The sequence below is a fragment of the Burkholderia sp. 8Y genome (genome assembly GCF_902506145.1).
Lineage (GTDB): Bacteria > Pseudomonadota > Gammaproteobacteria > Burkholderiales > Burkholderiaceae > Caballeronia.
The window spans coordinates 33,983-53,802 of the sequence record NZ_LR733541.1; the positions used below are offsets into that span (position 1 = coordinate 33,983).

Below are 19,820 nucleotides of genomic sequence, written 5' to 3' on the forward strand. Positions count from 1 at the left end.
GTTGCGCGATCTGCGCGGTAGTGCCTTTCGTACCGTTGGAATCGCGCGTCGCCGCGGCCGTCGAGCCATGCGGCGACGCTGTCGCGAAAGAGGTAAGCGAAGTCCTGCATGGCTCAGTGGGTCACGTCGGAGTGAAATTCGATCGCACCAATTGCGTCCGGAATGCAGCGTCCGTCGGACTCGGCGTAGTACGCGCCGGTCTCTAAGTCGAGCCAGCCGAACTGCGGACGGCCGTTGCTCGAAAAGACCACTAGACCGGCCTCGACATTGAATTCATGAGCCATCAATCTACCTCCGCAAATTGTTATTGCTTGGACTTACGGCTGGACTTGCCCTTACTTCTCGGATCCGCGCCGCGCGCCTTCAGGTGGTACTCGCAGCCGGGACAAACGAAGTCTTTTGCCAACTCGATTTTCCCTTCGTCGTTAGAGAGGATGTAGTCGGTGCCGCAGCTTCTACAAGGCGCAACATTCAGCCTCGAATCCATCGCCATGGAACGGGTCAAGTGATTAGCCCGGTCGGCCGATACGATCAGGCGAGTTCCGAACATCTTGCCCAGCACGTCGTTGGAAACGATCAGCGCTTCAGGAATGTTGGCGCCGTTCTTAAGGGCGCATCGATACAGCCAGACCAACATCGTGGCTTGCAACCGGTGCACAGCGCGCTCGACGTACCACGTCAGAGAACTTGCGCTGTTACCACACGGCGAACTGACGCCATGAATCTGCCGATAGGTGTTTCGCGTAATGGCTGAGTTGAGCGCAAACAGATTCGTAGCAGTGGAGGCGCGACAACCCTGCGTCATGAGCAGCCGCGCGTAGACTTCGCGCTTCGCGCGTTCAAGTCTAAGATCGGACCACAGGTTCTTGTAGGGCAGGGTGCCCGCCCGGAGGTTGGACGTGCGCATGATGTAGTGCGCAACCGTCTCCTCGGTAAGGTACTCGGCGGCGTACTCGATCCAAAATAGCTTGTCGTCAAACCGCCATCTGTAAAGGGGGAAGCGGATCGCGCCAACCGCCGCTTCCAGACGTCCGATCGGCAATCTAATCAAATAGTCGGCCAGCTCAAACGAAATGCCCAGAAGCGGAGCGGCCAGAAGATTCTGGTGCAGTACGTCCTTCAGTAGGGAAACGTAGGTGCAGTTGTAGTGGAAGATGTCCCGTTCGGTCACATCGTCAACGGCGGGCATGGCCGAAGTCAATTTCTCAACGGTCGGCGACAGCATGATCCCGTCGACGAACGTCTCCCAGTCGCGCGGATCTTGCAGGGCGGGAGAAAGCGCAAGGAACGGCATGTTCATGAGCTTGCCCATCGACACGGGGTGAGCCTTGAACGTTTCCATGTTCTCCAGCGAGACGCCGAAAAATTTGTCCGCGTCGCTGTAACGCGCCAGCACTTTGTGCATGACAGCGGTGAGGGAATAGTTCGTCCGCTCGATCTTCTCGGCGAGGTACTTCGGCAGAGCGATGTTGGTCTCAACCGCGTCTAGAATGTTGGTCGACATAATTTTTATATTTGCTTGAGTTTCAGGCGGGCGCGACCACGTTCGCGTTCCGCCTCTGCATTCGCTGCTTCTTACTTACGCAAAGCGGTTTCGACTTCCGTCAGGTATTTGCGCATCATCGCCGCGAGCGTCTCGATCATCGGGTGGTGCTGGTCGGGAGCATCACAAGCCTGCACAGCGACCTGTGCGGTCGTCAGCTTTCCGGCAAATGTCTCAAATGCCGCAACGGCGTCGACCATCGCAGCCTGCACGCAATTGGCGGCTTCGACCGCTTCGGTCTCTTTTTGACGATCCGCCTGAAGCTGCTCCAGCTCTGCCCGCTTCTCGACCAACTTCGCCTCGATGTCTTCCAGCTCGGCATTCCGCTTCTGCAGCGATTCGGAGAGGGTCTTGTAGCCTTCAGGAATAGCAGGAACTTCCTTCACCTGGACTTCCGGTTTTCGATTGAGAAGGGCGGTGCGCTCCGCAGTCAGCGCGGCGATCTCCTTGTCCTTGTCTGCAAGGTCCTTTTCGAGGTTGGCGAGTCCCGCCTGTCGGCCGGTGTAGTAACTGTCCATGCGCTTTAACTGCGCTTCCTTGTCGGAGATGATCTTGGCCGACGCCTCGAGCTGCTGTTGGAGGCGGTGAGCTTCATCCTCAGCGACTTTTTGAGCCAGCTTGCTGTCTTCCAACAGGCTGGCATAGTTGTCGACTTGAAGCTGTCGGTCCGCAAGCGCCTCTTCCTGCTTCTTCAAGGTAGCAAGCATCTTGCGAATGTCCTCGCGCTTCATCTGCGGGTTCGCCTTCTTCGCCTCAAGAATCGTGGCGACTTCGTCGTCGGTCACGTGGTCCGCGGCGAGAATGTCCAACTCGCCGACGTTGAAGATCCGGATTGCTTCGGTATTGTCAGCAAAGACTTCGTAGCAGCGCATGTACTGGCGGGCTGCCGCTTTCTTTACACCGAGCGCCAGGTTGAAAAACGCAAAACCCATGGTCGCTGCCTTGCGTTGCGTGCTCACCTTGTCGCCCATCTTGCTGATCATGACGTTCTTGATCAGGTACCTGGAGTTGATAAGCTGGCCTCCGATCGTCTGCAGGTCGCCCGAAATTCGGGCGCGCGCCTCGGCGACGGTCAGCATGTTCTCGACGAGCTGTACGATGAGTTCCGTGAACTCGGCGCTATCGCCGAAAATCTGGCGGGCGACCGCTTCAATCTTCGACCGCTCGGCTCCGCTCGGATTGATAATGCCGAAAAAGTCGTCCGACGGATCTTCGTTATCCATCTTCGTCAGGTCGAATTTCTTCTTAGAATCGTCGTTGCTGGACATTGCCTATCTTCTCCATAACAGCAGCGCGCCCTGAGCGCTGCGTGGCCGCAAGGGCGCCGGCCCCTGCAAATTAAAGTGAGTTGCGGTCGCAGAGCGTGGGTACCTTCGCGGTACCGCGCATCAGCGGTTGTGTCGCCCTTGACACCGTTTCCTCGCGCTTCAACGTCGGCTCATCCACCGTTGTAAGCGATCGTAACGGGCCGGTTACACTCACAAGACCGCAAAGACGCTGTTTTTTACCCGTCTTTCGCCGAGACCACACGCGAAAGGCGCTACTTTTACGACTGCTTTGCAAACGTTTAACGGTTCGTTTCTGTAACACTTAAGCAGTTCAGTGGAAGAACTTTCCTAGAATCGCCTCTTGATGCCGGTTCAATTTTCTGCTTTTGTCCACCCGCGCCGTATGCGCAGCGAGCGCGTTTGTTGAGCTATCTGCGTACATGAGCACGGCGGTCTTGGCCCGCGCGACGTCGACCTGTGCCGGGCCTTTGAACGTGTCGCGCTTCACGCGCATCCAGTGCAGCAGATCGTCGAGCGATACCAGGTCGCTTGGCAGCTCCGGGTCAAGAACCGCCTCCGGCGACGTAAATAGGCCCGCTCCGGACACGGGCCAGATCGGCGGAAGTTGATCACGAAGGAATCGAACCTTCGTGCGGTGCTGCGCAATGGGCGAGCGCCTGATTTCGGTCGTGCCGTTGCCTGCCGTCCGGGTCAGGTTTGCAGGCGTAGCCGACGGTGGGATCCGTCCGGACCAGTTCTTCGTCTCGAAGACAAAGACGCCGAACGGCGTAATTGAAAGGTGATCGATTTCGGCCGTCGGGAAGGCCGTTCCTGGCGCGTGTTCGATAACCAGTGGGCCATCGTGCAGATAGAAGTCGTCGCCGCAGACTGAGCGAAGGGTCGTGCGGAGCTTTGCCTGAGCCGCAGCCTCACCAGCAGCGCCGATCTCTTTTGATGAACGCTGTTCCGTGCGCGCCTGACGCGGGGTGCGATGAGGGCGTCGTCCGTTAAGGCGTTTATATAGGTAGAAGCCGACGACTGCGATTACGATCTTGATAAACATCTGCTGCCTCCCTGGTATGCATGTTTCAAGCATGTCAGGACCTGCGGGAAGTCAAGGAAGCCACGCTCGCCGACTCGCACCGGCGCAGGAAAATCAAAAGGCGGTGTGAAATCGCTAGCTTTCCGAGGTGAGCGCTTGGCGAGCAGCGCGTAAATTTGCATCTATCCCCGCGTCCACGACGCATCGACCTGAGTTGCGCACAGCGGCATTCCGCGCGCTCACATCCCTTTTCCTCCCGCTGCGAGTTGCTCCCGCCACGCCTTGAGCGAGCCGTGACGAAAGCGTCTCTCCGCGCGCCATTTTTTCCCTGCTCACCTGAGCATCGAAAATCATCCAGCGCTGTATTGGCTGGACATCCCCTAGTGCGTCTTTTTCTGGAGAGAAAAATGCCGAAGCAGTTGGTTATGAAGGCGATGAAATCGCCCGGCTGGTTGGTCGCTGTTTGCTTTGCCCTGTGGTTTGCAGCGCATTCGTTCTTCGCCTTTCTGTTTGTTTCTGCCACCGTCGCCGTCTGGATCAAGAGATCCATCAAGGCGGCGCTGAAAGAGGAGAAAGCTGAGGATTCGAAGGCGCCCGCGCACACCGTTGTCGCTCCGGCTCCCGCCGACGCCAACGTCACGCCCATCAAACGTCAGTACGCCAAGTCCGCAGTGGTCGTTCCACTTAAGACAGGCACCGACGACTAGTCGCTACGCCTGAATGTCAAGACTGCCCGCACGGGCGGTCTTGACCCCAACCCCAACGGGAAACCATCCCGTTGCGGGCATGGGTTCCCGTTCATCCGGAGATTCCCATGCAAGCAGAAGTAGCCGCATGGCAACTGGACATGTTCGGCGCTCCCGAAGCGCCGGTCACACGTGCCCAGCCCAAGCCCGATCCGCTGCCCGATCCGCACCTGTGGAGCGAGGCGGTCAAAGACAAAATGGTCGACGCGTTGATCAGTCTGGCGACTGACAGCAGGCGCGGCGACAACATGCCCGAGTCGTTGATGGACTGCGCTGTACTGTTCAGCGAGCGACTCAAAAACAGAAAGAAGATGGAACTCGAAGACTACCGAGCGACGCTCGGCTGGGTCATGGAGTTTTGGAACGGGGCGCTGCCGTATCGGTTTGTCTGCCAGATCAACGGCGTCGATCCCGAGATCTTGCAAGACGTCATCCTGAGCAACCCTTTGCTCAAGCGCGACATGGAAGAAGTGCGTCGCGAGTGCTTCGGCACGCTGATCTAGGAGGCCGAGATGAGCACATCAACATTCGGCCGGCTGCTGGGAACGCTCTTCGGAGTGCAGCCCGCGACGCAGCCTCGGAATCGCTACCCCGCAAATCAATCATCCCCCGTCGAAGTTGGAAAAGGCGGAGCCAACGAGCGGCACATCGCGATCGCTGGTGAACCGATGCTCTTTCGCGACGAGGGCGATGTGGTCGTGCAGTTTCGCCCGGCGTTCGACTATGAGCTACGGCCAACCGCCGTCGGAATGAAGCTGATACCGGCGCTCGCTCCGCACTGGGAAGTGCTGCGTGAGCACAGGGGGCCACTGACAGAGGCGATAGCTGCTGCCGTCAGGGACGCTCACCCGACAGAGGCGCATCCCGAGCGTTCACTTGCGGCAACCATCTCAACCGCCGCAAGCGACGCGCGACCGACAAGACAAATCGTCGAGAGCGTAGCGTCGTCGCCAGCGCGGGCCGCCGAGCCATCGCATCGGCCCAGTGAGCGCGCGCGGTATGGCGTGCTGAAAGAGTGGGGCGAGAAGGAGTTCCCCGACGGCAAACGACCGGGGCGAACCTATGAATCGTTCTGCATCACGCTCGAGCACCGTACAGGTGTGGACGTGCTGCAAGGCGAGGGTCTTCGCGACGCGATCGCAGAAGCACACTGCAAAGTTGGCGATCGCATAGAGGTTAGGCGCCTTGGCAAGATCAAGGTGCCTGCCGTCGATAAACGTGGCCGACCCAAGCTCGATACCAGCGGCGCGCAAGTGCTGTGGGACAAGTGGCTTTGGTCTATCAAGAAATCTTAAAGGAGCTTTTTATGGCATCAGTAAACAAGGTCATCCTCGTGGGCAACCTCGGAGCCGACCCGGAAACGCGTCACCTGCCGAGCGGCGATGCGGTGGCCAACATTCGATTGGCAACGACAGATCGCTACAAGGACAAGTCCTCGGGCGAGATGAAAGAGCAAACCGAGTGGCATCGTGTTTCGTTCTTCGGCCGATTGGCCGAGATCGTCAACGAGTACCTGAAGAAGGGCTCGTCGGTCTACATCGAAGGCAGAATCCGCACGCGCAAGTGGACGGACCAAGCCGGGCAAGAACGGTATTCGACCGAGATCGTGGCTGAGCAGATGCAGATGCTTGGCGGCCGGGCTTCTGGCGACCGTTCGTCGAACGACAGTTTCGAGAGTCAGCGCCCCGCCCGTCAGGAACGGTCGCAGGAGCCGCGATCGAATAACCCTGCGCCGGCGAATCGCGAACCGCAATCGACGTCGTATGGAGGAGGCGGTGGCTTCTCGGACATGGACGACGACATCCCGTTTTGACCATTCTTGAAGGGTCGTGAGTGGGCTGCCATCTGATCCTGTAAGAGCTCACCTCGCTTCCTGTTTTTCCCCACCTTTGTGGCTACGCCGAACCGGAAACGGTCGGCGAAGCCACGAAGCGTGTCTTTCCCGCGGCCGGTCCTTCTACCGTCGCAATCCCCGCTTTCCGATTTCCCTGCTGAAAAAAGCCGCCCGTCGCTTTCGCCTACGCGCGAAACGGACGGCTTTTTTGAGCACGGTTTCACCGCCTGTTCAGGCATCGACCTCAACCACCCCAAACTGGAGTGAACAATGAATGTAAAGGACATCAAGCTGTCCCCGGAACAGTGGCTTGCGTTGCTCCAGAAGTACGGAGTGCCCGCGAGTTCGCTGACCGGGAAAGGCGCGCCTTGTCCCATCTGCGGCGGAAACGACCGCTTTACCTATGACAACAACCGTGGCCGCGGCGACTGGGTTTGCCGCAAGTGCAACGACGGCGACCGTAAGGCCGGCGACGGTTTCGAGTTGATCTGCAAGTCCGCGGGACTGACGTTCCGCGAGCTGATGGTCGAACTCGAAGGAGGGAGCCTTGCGGACGCTCGCAGAACTCGCGAACGTCGAGACGCGCCCGCGCCGGGGCGAAAGGTCGATCCCCAGTGGGCGAAGAAGCGCCTTGACTCGATGTGGGATCGGGCGACGCTCGTCGGATCCGATGGCCTCGTGCCGCGCTACCTGCGCGAACGGGTGCCGGGTCTGACGGCACCGCCGTCGTCGGCGCTGCGCATGGGGATGCTCGACTACTGGCACGACAAGAAGGTCGTCGGACAGTGGCCGGGCATCATCGCGCGCTTCACGCTGCCGGACGGCCGTCTAGGAACGCTGCATCGCACGTTTCTTGAACGCTCGAAGCCAGTGAAGGCGTCCATCGTTACTAGCGATGGCGAGATCCTTCCTGCCAAGCTGAACGACGTGACGCTTCATAAGCTCAACGGTGGCGCAGTCCGGCTGATGGACCCGGTCGATGGGGAGATCGGCGTCGCGGAAGGTCTGGAGACGGCATACGCCGCGCACATGCTGTTTGGTGTGCCCGTCTGGTATTGCCTGAACCGCATCCTTCTTGCCGATTTCGTTGTGCCAGAAGGCCTTGGCATTCGTGTGGTTCATATCTACGCCGACTTCGATGCTGTCGATCCACGTACCGGGAAGTCACCGGGCGTCGACGCGGCGTTGAAGCTGGCCAAGCGCCTCCGCGCTGAAGGGTACACGGCTATGGTTCATCGGCCGAAAAAGCGGGAAACCGACTTTGCAGATGAGTGGTGTGCGTCTCACCGCGCGCACGCCCCGACGTCTGCAGTGGTAGTGCGCCGCGATTTGCGCGAAGCACTGCATGTTTGATTCTTGGCGGCGTCTAGTCCGCTAACAGTAACTTTTGCCCGGTGGGGATTCGTCCCCACTGGGGCCGCAATCCGCCCGAGCTTTTCCAATGGAGAAGAGGAAATGAGCTTTAGCATGATTGTTGGCCGGTACGAAATCGTCGCAACGTCCGGTGTTGAGAACGGCTCGGTCAGAGTAGGGAAGTCCGAGGCGGAAGCCTACGACGTGATTGACCGCAGACGAGGTGGTCATGCCCGGCTGAAGAAGCAGGGCGTCACGCTGGACACTGCTTGGTTTTACTGCATTCGTCGACAGGCGAGCGCACAAGGTGTATCTCTGCTGCATTGATACCCCCTGAAGACAAAAGCCCCGACCGTTTGGTCGGGGCTTTTTTTTTGGCGGCCAGTAGTCAGCGACTTACTTGTAGCGCACGACGTACCACAAACGCCACCTTAGGACGAAAAACGTGATCTTCAGGAACGGAACGAGGATACCAGTTGCCCAACAAATAATGAACGCACTGGACCCGATCACCACCTGGCTGAAGCCGCCCTTCGGCAGGTAGGCGCAAACCCACATCACGAAGAAAGACGCCATCACGATGATGATGCGTCGTGTGAAAAACGGCAGCGCCATGAACCTAGCGTACATCATCGGCTCCTTCGGCTGAGCGGGGCCAGGCGCGATGAAACAGATAAGCCGCCTCCCACGCAGCCAGCGCGGCGGCCACCAAAATCCACATGCGAACGCCGCGCATCCAGTCGACCTGCATCAAGGTATCAAGTATTGTCATTTCGTTCTCTCACGGTGCTTTGCGGCCGCTTCCGGCCTTATGAGCAATAATGCCACGAGACGTCCATAGTCAAGGCGCGGGGATCGTGACACGGGCGGCGACAGTAGGCCGCCGCTCCGCGGCTCATTCGAACTTCTGCGCTGCCTATGCAAAAGCCGAGAGGCTGTCTGCAAGATAATTCAGGTGCTCGTCATCGGTGGTCTCAGACGGCTGCTCCGCGCTCTCTACAGGTTTCTGCGGCTTTCGTTCCTCGACCGACGCAGGCTTTGCTTGCGTTTCGGCAGGCGTTGCTCCAATGTCGGCAACGTCTGCCTGCTGCACGACGGTGCGCCGTGGCTCGGCCGTATAGACAAGACCAGCGGTTCCGCTGCTACGCAGTGCTTCGTCAGCGAGACGCTTCAGCAGCGCCGCACGTTGTCTTGGATTCGAGACCGCCATTAATGCAGCAAACAAAGCGGGCGTGACAACTTCGCTGACTGTCAGCTTGATCTCGATAGTCCCGGTCATGCGGTGATAGCCTCCTTCCGCTTCTTATCGCGTTCGCGCATTTGTGTGGCCTCGCCTGCCGCAAAGAACCCACGAACGTTCGAGAAGCACGCGTTCTTCATGACCTCGATGCGGTTGCGGGGAAAGAACGCGCGGATTGCATGCTCGTAGAGTGGCGCACCCCCGCCCGTAAGAAAAATGCAGCGGATGTCATTGGTGCTACCGACCGAGTTACCGATCGCATTGACCGCAGCTTCCGGCACCGACTGGGCCTGTGCCGCATAGTGCTCAAGATTAATCTCTTCGTTGAACACGTAGTAGGGCGTCCCTTCGCGAACTGCTTCGTCGATTTCTTCAATCGCCAGGGCTGACTCCTTGGTCGCCGCACCGATGAGCTCGGCCATCTTTTGATAGAAGTGCGATGCGCCGCTCTGGTGTCCGCCGCTACGACGCTCCTCCATCGTAAGTCCCTTGGCGACTACCCAGTCGGTCGTGTAGTAACCGACGTCGATGATCATATTCCGTTGCGACGGGTTGAAGTCCGGGTGCTGTGAGAAATGAACCAGCGCGCCCAACGGTTGAGGTAGCACCATCAGATTTCCGACGCGAACTTCCTCATCGCCGAACTGGAGCTTCCCCGAAAATTTGCTGCGCAAGGCCTCGGCGTGTTGTTGGAATGTCTGCACCGGCAGTCCGAGCACAAGGCGGTCTACCGACGATACGTTGGCGAAGTGGAAGGCTCCTCCGAGGAGTGCCTCATAGCTATCTGTAGTGCAGTAGTTGCCGACGAGCGTGCGCCCGGGGTCACCGTTACGAGAGGTCAGCGGCACTTCCGGTCCCACTTCGTACTGCTTTCCGTTGACTTCAATTCCAACGGTCCTGATTGCCTTTAGCACGCCGTTACTTTGCTTGGTCATGGTTCGGGCCTGATAGTCCGGAGTCAGCGACGGAAACATGAACGTTGACACTTCTGAGCCGTTGCGGACTGCAACCTTGGTGTTTCCATATCCGACGTCAACGGCAAGGACGGATGCATGCGTTTTCATTCTCTCTCCAGAGCATTTTCGGTTGGTGCACTTATCTGCCACTTAACTGACAGAAAACGGGCAGATTCGAATCGGCAACGGCTCATTCTTCCAATACGTCCGGATAAGTGTCAGTTATCGGCACCTTAACGGTGAGATGATGAGTCGGCGCACATAGCGCGCCCCTATCTGTCAGTTATCGGGACGAATGCGGTGAGAAAAGTCACCGTCGCACAGGTCCAACTCTACAGAGAGCCGCGGAATGTCAAGGAAGGAAAAGCTCGCTACATTTAGGCAGCTTTTGCGCAACGCGCTTCCGTTCAAGCCTCTAATATTCCAATCACCAACCGCGCGACCAGCGCATCGAGCCTCCTTAATGGACCATCGAGGGGAGCGCTTTGCCTAGCGAAAACCCCTCTGTCACAGGCCGCAAAATGAAGCGGCCTTTTTCTGAATCTAATCAAGTTCAAGGCGACCCAAGTTGAGGACGCTGGACACGCGATATCCATTGGGTTTGCGGGCTGTTTTGCCCGAATTGCCGAGTTGAGACAGATTGGGAGCGAACACGGACACGGTCCAGGTTGCTGCTTTCGAAGTCTCGATGACGGTGGACGCATCCCTACAGCACACGACGCTGGGTACGTTGCATGAGGTCCGACACACCGCGGCCGATTGAACGCGCTTTGGGATGGGGGATGAGCGAGCCACGGAAGGCGGACTTATCTCTGTACGGAAGACGAACGGTCGGCGCAACCGGAGAAAAAACAGCGCATAACGATTACCGAGCAAATGGCCAAGGTCGTGCTGTCGAAAGACGGGGCACGCGGGCGCGCGAGAGCGTGCTCTGGCCGGCGCGGTAGCCGTAGCAGCGGCACAGCCGAGTCGCGCAGCGAAAAGCGCGCGATTGGACTGCTGACAGCAGCGGGAAAAGCACTCAACGACGAGAGGTGCCGCGAAGCGGGCCCGCGTTGATGCGCACCGGCAACTAATCAGTGGCGGTCACCACGCGAAGCGTGAAACTGGCAGCACGCGGCAATACGGACGGTCGATGCATGTTTCTTCCACGTGCGGGGCTATCGAATGGAATCGCTAAAGGACAGGAAGGAAAGACCCGGCGGGGATACGCAGCGTGCAACGCAGGCAGCACTCGGGGATAGGCTCCCAAGGGCATTCGGCGCGGCGGCAAACGGAGGCGCACCGCGCAAAGGCAGCGCACGGTCGTCAAATCGGTTTCACAAGAGGACAAGGCGGTGCTGAAGGCATCAAACAACTGCGTGCGTTCTCTGCGACCCGGCGTTAGAGGCAAGGATGGAACTTGATGTCATCGTGGCAATTCGTACCAGCGACTGCGCGGCGGTGCCTAGTCCTACGGAACTCCCGCGGCGAGCGGCCTTGAACTCGGTAACCACGAAGGTTGCCCCGGACAACGCTGAAGGCCGGCGAGCGAACGTCGGTCGGTCACTTTCGGAGACGGGTTACAGGAAAGGTGGGCGATACAAAAGGATCTTCACGGGCATCGACCATATGTTCGAAGCCGAGGTCGCGTGGTCGATGTGGCGACTTGCTGCGAGATACGGATTTGACGATGCACGCTCGAGGCGAAGAGCGTTGCGGCACGCGGCTATTGCTGGCTGGGCCGCCGGATCGTGGCCGCCGAGCGAATTGCTGCTTTGCCTCGCCGCGCTGAACAGCGAGTTTGCAAGCGCGTTTGCGAGGGGCCGGAACATGTACTTAGCGGCGCGAGAAAAGCAGAAGAAAACGGGGATTAAAGAATGACGGTGACTGTTTACGTGAAAGGGATTCTGGCTGACTACCCGGGGCTCCGTGCCGATTTCAAATCGGCGCTCGACCTGCTGTTCACCGCCAATGTGAACCGCGTCCATAGCCGTACGCGAATCAGCAGCAAGCCCCTGTCGGTCAAGACGCAGGACTATCGCCTGCGCAAGCTTTGCCGGTCGTTCGTCGAGCTGCGCGAAAACGGATTCGCGCTCCAGTCGCCACATGCCCTCAAGGAGAAGCACATCGAGTTCCTCGTCACGCTCTGGCACAAGAAAGGCCAGAGCCCAGGGACGATCGAAAACAAGTTGACGTACTTCCGCGCGTTCGCACAGTGGATCGGCAAGCCGAACCTAGTCAGAAAGCTATCGGACTATATCGATAGGGACGAGCACGACTTCCACCGGTCCTATGTTGCGACGGAGGACAAATCGTGGGAAGGCAACGGCCTCGACGCCGCATCAATCATCGACGGCATCGCGAAGACCGATCCGGTGGTTGCCGTGCAGATGAAGTTGCAGTCGGCATTCGGGCTGAGGGTCGAGGAAAGCTTCCTGCTGAGGCCAATAGACGCAGTGCGCAAGGACGGCCGGCTCAATGTAGTTCATGGCACGAAGGGAGGTCGAGGACGCACAGTCCCCATCGATTTCAAGCTCGATGTTCTGCGAGAAGCGGCAAACTACGTCAACAGCACAACGGGATCAACGATCCCGGATGGCTATACCAAGACCCAATGGAAGGACCACTTCTACACGGTGCTCAAACGACACGGAGTGACGAAAGCCGGTCTGGGCGTTACCAGCCATGGCCTCAGGCACGAGTACCTGCAACAGATGTTTGCGAAGTACGCCGGTGTTCCTGCGCCGATTAAAGGAAGCGACGAAAGGGCGGACAAACTGATTCACTGTGAAGCAATGCAAGCGGTGGTTGAGGCGGCCGGCCACAGCCGCAAGCAAAAGGCAAGTGCTTACCTGTCGAGCTATTCCGTCCAGAAGAAGCTGAAAGCGCCTAAGGTAACGATCGAGCAGGTCAACGATGCGCTCGCTGCAAACAACGGCGAGAAGAAGGCTGCTGCCGCCGCTCTCGGCATCTCAAGGACGGCGTTATATCGAATTTTGCAATGTGAAAAGCTTGCCTGCTAAGGGGGGTATGAATAAATGGCAAGCTTTGTAACAGCCAACTTGCTCAATAGAATCAGCGGCTTATTGTTATGACACTTCGCGCGACAACGCTATCCGGATAGCGTTGTCGTGGAGGTTTCAGCCTAAAAGCCAGCTGAGCTGAGGACTTGTGATCGCGTGGTACGTGAGGATTGCGCCGAGTGCGAGCACGGTAGCGATCTGCGGCGCGAGCTTGCTTCGCAGGCGGTAGGCGGCAACGATGTATTCGATGGGTGACATGATTCTTCCTTAGGAGCCTCGGATCGGATGAAACGAGTTAAGCCCCAGTATGACCGGCGTCCGACGAAGTCAAGTCACCAGCGGTTGCGATCCGGCAAGTCGTCCACTGCAAGGTTGACGCTGTTCTCGAAGTTGCCTTCATCGCCGCCCGTGGCTGGAATGCGAGGAAACTGGATGGATGCTATCCCGTCAATGTACACGCGCTTCGCGAGTTGCTGAAGCTTCCGATACCGTGCCGCATCGTTGAGCACGGTATCGACCGGCCAAAAATCGCTCAGCGTGATTTTGCTGTCCACGATCTTTCGGGCAAGCATGGCAAAAACGGGACCGCGCTTTTCCCAATCACCCTCGGTTCTCGCCAGTAGGTCAATCAGAAACGGTGCATCCACCGCGCTGATTTCCTTCCGAACCAGCTTCAGCAAGTCACCTTCCTTAGCGGCTGGGCGCCGAGTGCGTGCGTTCCAGATCTCTCCTGCCTTTTGCAGGGCGGCATGCCGGTCGTTCCCGATCGGGATCCACGGCGTCTGCATTCCGCACTCTTCGCAGAAGACGCAGCAGACTTTTTCCTGCGGGATCGCATAGAGCGAGCGCGCCTCCAGATCGTTCATGTCCGGGGCGACGCTTGCGTCGGCGTCGAGGTAGTCAATCGCGGGTGCAGAAGGGCGTTTGAGCAGCCGGTGAGAGTAGCCGAAGGACCATTTTCCGCCGCAATGGTCGCAGGGAAAGAGCTCGTCAGTCATGGCAGCGTGGTCCAGGGCGCTCGCCGATGGCCGGCGAATAAGGTGTAGGCGGGGAGCATTATAGCGACGGACGCTTTCGCTAAATTAATGGCAAACCCTGATCTTACAAAAAGGTTTCAGGCTATGCTGCCACGCGATTCGCCGCGATTGCGTTGTATTGCTCGTGACTGACGAGGCGCAAGGGCGTAAGCGAGGGCGCGTCAAAGAGGAGGCGGTACGAGCGGCCGACCGGAACCGATAGAACTTTGCCGGCTGACGATTTCAGGTACTTGCCGTCAAGCGAGAACGGGTGCACGCCGCTACTGACCTTGCCGAGTAGCTCCCTCGCTTCTCGTTGGACTGCGGATAAGTGCCGGACGATGGACAGGTCTATCGGATCGTCGGCACGGGACTGCTTTGCCGCGCGCTTTTGCTCAAGGGCCGCCCGTTGTTCAGCTTTTTGCTTTTCAGCGGCTGCGCACGCGTGGCAATACTTCCCCTTGCCGGTGTGCCCGCACGAAAACGTCTGTTTCATGATGCTTCTAGATGAGTTGCCGATGAGGCTATTGCACCATCATTTCGTGCCCGGTCAAGGCTCGGTAGATGATGGTTTTGAGGGCCTTTCGTCCCCGGCCAGCGCGTCGAGCTGGGCTGACAGATCAAGCAGTCGCGCGTCGGCGAGCGACAGTCGCGCGGACAGCCGCTCGATCTGCGACATAGCGAGGCTGTACTGCTCGGAGAGCATAGACAGCGCCCAGAAAGGCGCCAATGTGGCGTTGCAATCGGTGCACGTCACGACGCCATCATGTTGGTCTAGTCTGATGCGGCGATGAGCGCAGCCACCCGCGCGCGAGTCGCTCTTCTCAGCGGTGACCGAAACACGTTTGAAGGGGATGACGCGGTTCATTCGGGCAGTGAAGTTTCCGGGCGGTGAATGCTATCCGGAAATAGTACCTGCGAGATCGTCACGTCGCGACGGTAATGCGACTCCACGACGTCCAGATAGCGACGGAACGATGCAGTGTCAGTCGGTCCGCCGTCAAGGTCCCTGTTCGCGAAACGCAGGTCGGTCGGCGCGAATGCATTGTTTTCGATCCAGTGCGCATCGGTGACGCTCGGCAGCCACCACCGATTCCAACGAATCGTGAATGCCAGCCAGCCACGCGCGCTCGCATCGATTTCTTTCCACGAAGCCTGGAAATCGAGGATGGCGCCCAGAGAGCTGAAGAACACCATGCGCAGGTCGGTCTCATCGGCGGCTGCGACAACGATCTGCTTGCGCCGTTCGTCGACCGCGTCAATGGCGCTTGCCATCGACAGCGCCGGATAGCTCACCTGCCAGTCGGCATCACGCGCGACTGCGCGCTTGAGGAAGAAGGAGTTGGAGTCCATGGGAGAGATTTTCGCAGTTGGTTATGCGCTGAAGCTATCGCGGGAACGTGCCGTGTCAAGCCGCGGCCGGAAGTCGAACTGAAGCTAGATCGACGGGCGGCATCCATTCCACGCATGGCACGCCTTCGCGCGCGTACAACGCCTGCTTTTCCGCTTTGCGCGCCATGTATTGAGCGTTGCCTTGCATGCCGTACACCTCGATTGTTGTGGGTACGGCCGTATCGGTCAGCCTGAAGTCGGGCAACATCGCGTCTCCCTGCTCAAGCCGCGTGGGCTTTACAAATCGTCGCCGCTCCGCGACGAGGCGGTTCGCCATCGCGACCTCAAAGCTTGAGTCGCAAGGCAGAAAGGTGCTGTTGCATAGTTGCAGCGCCAAGTCGATGATCCGGAGGTTGTCCTCTTTCGTCCGTTCGATGACGGCCAGCGCCACTACCCGAGCGCTCGCGTCACCGATCATGGCCCAGGCCGGTCTAAACGAATCGGCGGCAGACTCGATCACTGCTTTTGACGCGAAGAACGTCTCATAGGTCTGGCGCAGCTTGACGACGAACCCGTATCTCGACGGTTCGACGCTGCGAAGTTCGGCGATCAGAAGTCCGCGCTCCGACTTGGCAGGCGTGGTCGTTATACGATCGAGGAATGAGCGGAACTCCGCAAGCACGCAAGAACCGTCAGCATCATCGTATCGGCGCATGACGTGAAGCACGTCCTGCATCGGTTTGCCGTTCAGCTTTCCATCGCCAAGCGCCGAAACGAGCTGGGCGTTGCAGGTTCCCCAGCCGCGAGAGGGCGCACCCGCCCACTCGTTGAGGCCGGCCTCTTCCCATACTCGTTGAAGGAAGCCGAGAAGCGGTGCTGCGCGGCGCGACGCTGCCCCCGATGTGCCGCCAGATGATTTCCGCGTCGATTGATCGACGGTGCGGACCGACAGCGAGGTGCTCAGCTTGACGTCTAGCCCACCGGCGACGGTGCTAATCGCCGCGTGCGTATCCTTGCTGTTTCGAGTTGGCTGAGACGCCGCCCGATAGAAGGTGCAAGATTTTGGGTTATGCCGGTGACCATCGTCCGGCCACCGTGCGAGATGAAAAAGCGACCCGTAACGACGGATCACTAGACGTAAGGGCGCGTTGGTTGGTGCGGGTAGGCAGCGACAGACGGCGTAACCGGGAGTCTTCTTGGCTCGCTCGAGCGCTCGCGCGTACGTCGCAGGGTTGTCCTGGACCTCTGTGAGCGCGACGGTTAGCGCGTCAAACGATACGAGCGTCATACCTCTTCACCCCGCCAGGTTGAATGCGCTTGCTCGATCGGAACCTTGTGAATGTGGGCCCGCGTGCCGAGGCGACTCGCCGCTTCGCGAACGCTGAGACAAAACTGCTCGGCGTGGTCGCTGCTCGGGAAGTGCAGTCCAACGGTGGATAGGGCACCGGGTGCCGCGTAATCGCGTGAGAAGACAGCGCCTGTTCCGACCAACGCGTCGAGCCAACTGTCCGGGGAACCCGGCGGCGGGCGTTGCGTCAGCGCGGGCGCTGGCAGGGTCAAGGGTGAAATCTTCGAAGCTGACAACAATCACGTTCATCGTTCGATTCACAAGGCAAGGTTTCTCCGAAGCGCGCGGCGGCACGAAGCCCTCAATGAGGGCTGGCCAGTGCTTCATGCCGAGGCAACAGCGCGTGACAGCGGCCGACGGCTCGCTGCGCCGCAAAGCGCGAGGGCGCCGACGATGGAGACAACTGCAGCGAGGGCGCAGGCAGCCAGCACGGCTGCTAATCTCTCGTCGCCACGGGAGAGTTCGGTTGCGCGCCTGCTCAACGCACGGTTGAGATCGCCACGCTGCCGCCTCAGTGCGTCATCGAAGGACTGCCGGCTCGAATAACCGTAAGCAGTCAGCAACGCTTGTCTCTTGTCGTCTGGAATGTAGTTAATGGCATCAGCGACGCTCTCCATACGCTCCACGATCGCCGTATCAACGACGACCTCGCCCGCGCTGCGCTCAACGAAGAACTGCTGGCCGACGAGCCCGATGGCGGCGGCCGAGCAGGCAGCGGAAACACACATGATGGCGACGGTGGGGATGTGACTAAGCTTCATGGCATCCGGTGGGCAATGTCAGTGCACGTTCGTGCGGTCTGCCAATTCTCGTCTGGCACCGATCGCGCGGCACTCCGAAAGATGGCTTGAAACAGTGGTCTTTTCCCGGCGAATCGAGCCGAGCAGGCGTCATTTGGAAAGCCTCATGTAAAGCGACTTGGCGAAAGCTACATGTTTTTATGCGTCATTCCTCAAAACGGACGCTATCCGGATAGCGTTGATGTCGAATCGGCCCAGTGCCGACGTCCATCGCGAAGGGGGCGACGCGGCTCAGTTATCCCCAGGCTTAACCACAGAAAATGTGGATAAGAGAAACAGGCTCGTGGCGAGAGGCGCTATCAAAAGCTCGTCTTTCGCGTGCGATCGCAAGTGCCCTGACGAGTATCGTCTTGCAATCACCCGCGCGACTTGCGCATCGACCATCAGGCGCATAGCAGTCTGCCGCCGACAATCACCACTTTTCTTTTCACCCGCAGGGGCATGTCCCCGATCGCGGGCGTGCGCCTGCTCATTTCATGGAGCAACGCATGTACACGCAATTGATTGAGCAGTTCAAGACGGCACAGACCACCGCAGCCGAGGCCTATCGCACTATCGTTCAAGCGGAGCGCGACGTCTTCGCGGACGGGCTGACCGAGTATTCGGCGATGGAAGTCCGAAGCGAATACAAAGTCGAGCGCGAGCTCAACACGTTCTGCCGACGGCTGCTCTCGCGGCTTGTGATGGAGGCGAGCCGCATGTTCGCGCCCCCCGGCGGCAGAATCGAGATTGACCAGAGTCGCGAACTCGACCGGTGCGGCCTCGATATCGAAGAGGAGCTTCGGAAGAACAACGTCCCTGACTTGGACGGCTTCTGGCAACACCTCGAGCGAACGTTCGGCGGTGAAGCTGGCGAGCGCGTCGGGTTCGAGCAGGCAGCCAAGGCCATCATCGACGGCTTCTGGCTTAAGCCGGATACCGAGATCAAGCGCACCAGCAGCGCCGTCATCCTCGAGAAGCGCGTCACCTCTCAAGGTTCGTACCATTCGAAGGGGCAGCGCGAAGTCTATTACTCGTCGCAGCAGACCGTCGTCTCGACCTTCGATGGGCTGGCGACGTTCGCTAAGAAGCACCAGTTCACCGCGCTCGCGATGCAGCTGCGCAACTTCAACATTCACCGCCTCACTTTTTCCACCCGCGACAAGTTGAGCTTCCCGGGTTTGGAAATCGTGATGTTCAACGACAAGTGGCAGTTCAAGTTTGCCCACGACGTGGGCGACGCTTTGTCCCTCTTCATCAGCGAGTTCGGCGCGCAGTACCTCGCCTCGCGCGACCGGTATTGATCCACCACCGTTCTTCATCCTGACCCGCTTCGGCGGGTCTTCTTATTTCTAGGAGCAAATCCGTGCAGAGAGATCTGTTTTCGTTTGAGCGCGACTGGTATGAGCCGTTGCGTGCGATCCGAAGCCTTGGGTCGCAGGCGCCGTCGATCGCTCATCAGGGCGAGCTGGCAGCGGCACGCCGGCAGCACCTTGGGCAGTTCTTCACCCCCGACGCGATCGCTGCGTTCATGTGGAGCTTCGTGAGCGGCTGGCGAATCGATCGGCGCATCCGCATCCTGGATAACTCGGTAGGCTCCGGCAGGCTATTGCAGTACGCTGACCCGGAACGCCATGCCGTGTACGGAATCGACGTCCATGCCGAGGTTATCGAGCAATGTCAGAAGGTATTCGAAGAGGCCGGGTTTCACTGCGAGTTCCGGCGAGCCGGCATGGAAGAGATCCATCCGGCGCGCTTCGATATCGCGTTGCTCAATCCGCCATTCTCGATTCACCTTGAGTCGCCGCATCTTCAGCCGCTCGCATGCACCACGTGGGGGCGGTATGGCGCGTACACCAGCGCCCTCAGCCACGACTACGCGGTACATCAGGCGTTGGAAGCGGCGAACATCGTCGTTGCGCTCTTGCCGCTCACGACGGCCGAAGCGATGGCCGCCGGCGAGCAGGGTGACAGTCTGAAGCGTCGCGCCGCGGGCTTGTTCGAGCTGCCGGGCGACGCGTTCAAGCTGGAAGGTGCGAACGTGCGCACAGCGGTCGTGGTGTTCGACCGCTACCGCGATCGCCCGTCCGACTTCGTCCGCGCGGTAGTTCAGGACCTCGCGGAGCCGGGCCCGAATCTCGGGCTGCATTTCGAGGAACGGTCCTATGGCGAAGCGCGGCTGCGACTGCAGAAGCTCGATGACAGCGTGCCGTTCATCACGCGTGCCGTTACTGGGCGGCGACAATTAGCTTGGCCGGTCGTTGACGTTTGTTTTGGCCGGTGGTGAGGAGTCGGAGGCGGCGTAGCCGCCGGAGGCGGCGTAGCCGCCGGAGACGACGAACCACCGGCGGCGCCGCG

Annotated in this window: 24 protein-coding genes; 10 read left to right on the forward strand and 14 right to left on the reverse strand. The window is 59.3% G+C overall.

Features of this window, described 5'->3' with window-relative positions; all coding sequences use genetic code 11:
* Positions 1-113: 113 nt before the first annotated feature.
* The 4 genes from GV035_RS29200 to GV035_RS26800 all read right to left on the reverse strand — a co-directional run bounded on the left by GV035_RS29200 (position 114) and on the right by GV035_RS26800 (position 3,874).
* Positions 114-284 (reverse strand): hypothetical protein, encoded by a 171-nt coding sequence (locus GV035_RS29200; RefSeq protein ID WP_201304074.1) that lies wholly within the window; start codon positions 282-284, stop codon positions 114-116.
* 20 nt (positions 285-304) lie between these two features.
* On the reverse strand, positions 305-1,504 hold the full coding sequence (locus tag GV035_RS26790; RefSeq protein ID WP_159838775.1) for a FlhC family transcriptional regulator: 1,200 nt from the start codon (positions 1,502-1,504) through the stop codon (positions 305-307).
* A 71-nt stretch (positions 1,505-1,575) separates the two neighbouring features.
* Positions 1,576-2,811 (reverse strand): hypothetical protein, encoded by a 1,236-nt coding sequence (locus tag GV035_RS26795; protein ID WP_159838777.1) that lies wholly within the window; start codon positions 2,809-2,811, stop codon positions 1,576-1,578.
* 331 nt (positions 2,812-3,142) lie between these two features.
* Positions 3,143-3,874: a nuclease-related domain-containing protein gene (locus GV035_RS26800; RefSeq protein ID WP_159838779.1), complete on the reverse strand. Its 732-nt coding sequence runs from the start codon at positions 3,872-3,874 to the stop codon at positions 3,143-3,145.
* Positions 3,875-4,260: 386 nt separating this feature from the next.
* Here GV035_RS26800 and GV035_RS26805 point away from each other — a divergent pair, with 386 nt between their 5' ends.
* The 6 genes from GV035_RS26805 (at position 4,261) to GV035_RS26830 (ending at position 8,113) form a co-directional block, all read left to right on the forward strand.
* A complete protein-coding gene (locus tag GV035_RS26805; RefSeq protein ID WP_159838781.1) occupies positions 4,261-4,560 on the forward strand; it encodes a hypothetical protein in 300 nt (99 codons plus the stop codon).
* A gap of 107 nt (positions 4,561-4,667) precedes the next feature.
* Positions 4,668-5,102 carry a hypothetical protein gene (locus GV035_RS26810; RefSeq protein ID WP_201304075.1) on the forward strand — a complete coding sequence of 145 codons (435 nt, stop codon included), beginning with the start codon at positions 4,668-4,670 and terminating at the stop codon, positions 5,100-5,102.
* Positions 5,103-5,111: 9 nt separating this feature from the next.
* Positions 5,112-5,894, forward strand: coding sequence for a hypothetical protein (locus GV035_RS26815; RefSeq protein ID WP_159838783.1), 783 nt, complete (start codon positions 5,112-5,114; stop codon positions 5,892-5,894).
* A gap of 11 nt (positions 5,895-5,905) precedes the next feature.
* On the forward strand, positions 5,906-6,412 hold the full coding sequence (locus tag GV035_RS26820; protein WP_159838785.1) for a single-stranded DNA-binding protein: 507 nt from the start codon (positions 5,906-5,908) through the stop codon (positions 6,410-6,412).
* A gap of 291 nt (positions 6,413-6,703) precedes the next feature.
* The gene (locus tag GV035_RS26825) at positions 6,704-7,786 is read left to right on the forward strand and encodes a DUF7146 domain-containing protein (protein WP_159838787.1); all 1,083 of its coding nucleotides are present in this window, start codon (positions 6,704-6,706) and stop codon (positions 7,784-7,786) included.
* Between the two features lie 102 nt (positions 7,787-7,888).
* On the forward strand, positions 7,889-8,113 hold the full coding sequence (locus GV035_RS26830; RefSeq protein ID WP_159838789.1) for a hypothetical protein: 225 nt from the start codon (positions 7,889-7,891) through the stop codon (positions 8,111-8,113).
* Between the two features lie 69 nt (positions 8,114-8,182).
* Here the strand turns inward: GV035_RS26830 and GV035_RS26835 are convergent, their stop codons facing one another.
* The 3 genes from GV035_RS26835 to GV035_RS26845 form a co-directional block, all read right to left on the reverse strand.
* On the reverse strand, positions 8,183-8,401 hold the full coding sequence (locus tag GV035_RS26835) for a hypothetical protein (RefSeq protein ID WP_159838791.1): 219 nt from the start codon (positions 8,399-8,401) through the stop codon (positions 8,183-8,185).
* 301 nt (positions 8,402-8,702) lie between these two features.
* Positions 8,703-9,065, reverse strand: coding sequence for a hypothetical protein (locus GV035_RS26840; RefSeq protein ID WP_159838793.1), 363 nt, complete (start codon positions 9,063-9,065; stop codon positions 8,703-8,705).
* Positions 9,062-10,090, reverse strand: coding sequence for a PRTRC system protein D (locus tag GV035_RS26845; protein ID WP_159838795.1), 1,029 nt, complete (start codon positions 10,088-10,090; stop codon positions 9,062-9,064). Before GV035_RS26845 ends, GV035_RS26840 begins: the two co-directional genes overlap by 4 nt.
* A 1,371-nt stretch (positions 10,091-11,461) precedes the next feature.
* Between GV035_RS26845 and GV035_RS29625 the strand changes: the two genes are divergently transcribed.
* Together GV035_RS29625 and GV035_RS26850 are read left to right on the forward strand one after the other, a co-directional pair.
* Positions 11,462-11,845, forward strand: coding sequence for a hypothetical protein (locus tag GV035_RS29625; RefSeq protein WP_236572857.1), 384 nt, complete (start codon positions 11,462-11,464; stop codon positions 11,843-11,845).
* Positions 11,842-12,987 carry an integrase domain-containing protein gene (locus GV035_RS26850; RefSeq protein WP_159838797.1) on the forward strand — a complete coding sequence of 382 codons (1,146 nt, stop codon included), beginning with the start codon at positions 11,842-11,844 and terminating at the stop codon, positions 12,985-12,987. The genes GV035_RS29625 and GV035_RS26850 overlap by 4 nt, the downstream gene beginning before the upstream one ends.
* A gap of 117 nt (positions 12,988-13,104) precedes the next feature.
* Here the strand turns inward: GV035_RS26850 and GV035_RS26855 are convergent, their stop codons facing one another.
* From GV035_RS26855 to GV035_RS26885, 7 genes are all read right to left on the reverse strand, one after another.
* Positions 13,105-13,245, reverse strand: coding sequence for a hypothetical protein (locus GV035_RS26855; protein WP_159838799.1), 141 nt, complete (start codon positions 13,243-13,245; stop codon positions 13,105-13,107).
* A 74-nt stretch (positions 13,246-13,319) separates the two neighbouring features.
* The gene (locus tag GV035_RS26860) at positions 13,320-13,985 is read right to left on the reverse strand and encodes a Lar family restriction alleviation protein (protein WP_159838801.1); all 666 of its coding nucleotides are present in this window, start codon (positions 13,983-13,985) and stop codon (positions 13,320-13,322) included.
* A 121-nt stretch (positions 13,986-14,106) separates the two neighbouring features.
* A complete protein-coding gene (locus tag GV035_RS26865; RefSeq protein ID WP_159838803.1) occupies positions 14,107-14,499 on the reverse strand; it encodes a DUF7682 family zinc-binding protein in 393 nt (130 codons plus the stop codon).
* Between the two features lie 54 nt (positions 14,500-14,553).
* Entirely contained in the window at positions 14,554-14,871 is a 318-nt protein-coding gene (locus GV035_RS26870) for a hypothetical protein (RefSeq protein ID WP_159838805.1), read from the reverse strand.
* Positions 14,868-15,356 (reverse strand): hypothetical protein, encoded by a 489-nt coding sequence (locus GV035_RS26875; RefSeq protein ID WP_236572858.1) that lies wholly within the window; start codon positions 15,354-15,356, stop codon positions 14,868-14,870. Before GV035_RS26875 ends, GV035_RS26870 begins: the two co-directional genes overlap by 4 nt.
* A gap of 55 nt (positions 15,357-15,411) precedes the next feature.
* Positions 15,412-16,623: a DUF1173 family protein gene (locus tag GV035_RS26880; RefSeq protein ID WP_159838807.1), complete on the reverse strand. Its 1,212-nt coding sequence runs from the start codon at positions 16,621-16,623 to the stop codon at positions 15,412-15,414.
* Between the two features lie 383 nt (positions 16,624-17,006).
* A complete protein-coding gene (locus GV035_RS26885) occupies positions 17,007-17,444 on the reverse strand; it encodes a hypothetical protein (protein WP_159838809.1) in 438 nt (145 codons plus the stop codon).
* Between the two features lie 527 nt (positions 17,445-17,971).
* Between GV035_RS26885 and GV035_RS26890 the strand changes: the two genes are divergently transcribed.
* Entirely contained in the window at positions 17,972-18,766 is a 795-nt protein-coding gene (locus GV035_RS26890) for a hypothetical protein (RefSeq protein WP_159838811.1), read from the forward strand.
* Between the two features lie 62 nt (positions 18,767-18,828).
* Positions 18,829-19,749, forward strand: a complete 921-nt coding sequence (locus GV035_RS26895) for a methyltransferase domain-containing protein (protein ID WP_236572860.1) — start codon at positions 18,829-18,831, stop codon at positions 19,747-19,749.
* The last annotated feature ends 71 nt before the right edge of the window (positions 19,750-19,820 follow it).

Bases quoted from the DNA above. Each gene is read 5' to 3' on its own strand.
- GV035_RS26825 (WP_159838787.1), top strand. From the start codon at position 6,704: ATGAATGTAAAGGACATCAAGCTGTCCCCGGAACAGTGGCTTGCGTTG.
- GV035_RS26790 (WP_159838775.1), bottom strand. From the start codon at position 1,504: ATGTCGACCAACATTCTAGACGCGGTTGAGACCAACATCGCTCTGCCG.
- GV035_RS26805 (WP_159838781.1), top strand. From the start codon at position 4,261: ATGCCGAAGCAGTTGGTTATGAAGGCGATGAAATCGCCCGGCTGGTTG.
- GV035_RS26810 (WP_201304075.1), top strand. From the start codon at position 4,668: ATGCAAGCAGAAGTAGCCGCATGGCAACTGGACATGTTCGGCGCTCCC.
- GV035_RS26845 (WP_159838795.1), bottom strand. From the start codon at position 10,090: ATGAAAACGCATGCATCCGTCCTTGCCGTTGACGTCGGATATGGAAAC.
- GV035_RS29200 (WP_201304074.1), bottom strand. From the start codon at position 284: ATGGCTCATGAATTCAATGTCGAGGCCGGTCTAGTGGTCTTTTCGAGC.
- GV035_RS26870 (WP_159838805.1), bottom strand. From the start codon at position 14,871: ATGAACCGCGTCATCCCCTTCAAACGTGTTTCGGTCACCGCTGAGAAG.
- GV035_RS26800 (WP_159838779.1), bottom strand. From the start codon at position 3,874: ATGTTTATCAAGATCGTAATCGCAGTCGTCGGCTTCTACCTATATAAA.
- GV035_RS26855 (WP_159838799.1), bottom strand. From the start codon at position 13,245: ATGTCACCCATCGAATACATCGTTGCCGCCTACCGCCTGCGAAGCAAG.
- GV035_RS26820 (WP_159838785.1), top strand. From the start codon at position 5,906: ATGGCATCAGTAAACAAGGTCATCCTCGTGGGCAACCTCGGAGCCGAC.
- GV035_RS26795 (WP_159838777.1), bottom strand. From the start codon at position 2,811: ATGTCCAGCAACGACGATTCTAAGAAGAAATTCGACCTGACGAAGATG.
- GV035_RS26860 (WP_159838801.1), bottom strand. From the start codon at position 13,985: ATGACTGACGAGCTCTTTCCCTGCGACCATTGCGGCGGAAAATGGTCC.
- GV035_RS26835 (WP_159838791.1), bottom strand. From the start codon at position 8,401: ATGGCGCTGCCGTTTTTCACACGACGCATCATCATCGTGATGGCGTCT.
- GV035_RS26890 (WP_159838811.1), top strand. From the start codon at position 17,972: ATGTACACGCAATTGATTGAGCAGTTCAAGACGGCACAGACCACCGCA.
- GV035_RS26840 (WP_159838793.1), bottom strand. From the start codon at position 9,065: ATGACCGGGACTATCGAGATCAAGCTGACAGTCAGCGAAGTTGTCACG.
- GV035_RS26875 (WP_236572858.1), bottom strand. From the start codon at position 15,356: ATGGACTCCAACTCCTTCTTCCTCAAGCGCGCAGTCGCGCGTGATGCC.
- GV035_RS26865 (WP_159838803.1), bottom strand. From the start codon at position 14,499: ATGAAACAGACGTTTTCGTGCGGGCACACCGGCAAGGGGAAGTATTGC.
- GV035_RS26850 (WP_159838797.1), top strand. From the start codon at position 11,842: ATGACGGTGACTGTTTACGTGAAAGGGATTCTGGCTGACTACCCGGGG.
- GV035_RS26815 (WP_159838783.1), top strand. From the start codon at position 5,112: ATGAGCACATCAACATTCGGCCGGCTGCTGGGAACGCTCTTCGGAGTG.
- GV035_RS26830 (WP_159838789.1), top strand. From the start codon at position 7,889: ATGAGCTTTAGCATGATTGTTGGCCGGTACGAAATCGTCGCAACGTCC.
- GV035_RS26885 (WP_159838809.1), bottom strand. From the start codon at position 17,444: ATGAAGCTTAGTCACATCCCCACCGTCGCCATCATGTGTGTTTCCGCT.
- GV035_RS26880 (WP_159838807.1), bottom strand. From the start codon at position 16,623: ATGACGCTCGTATCGTTTGACGCGCTAACCGTCGCGCTCACAGAGGTC.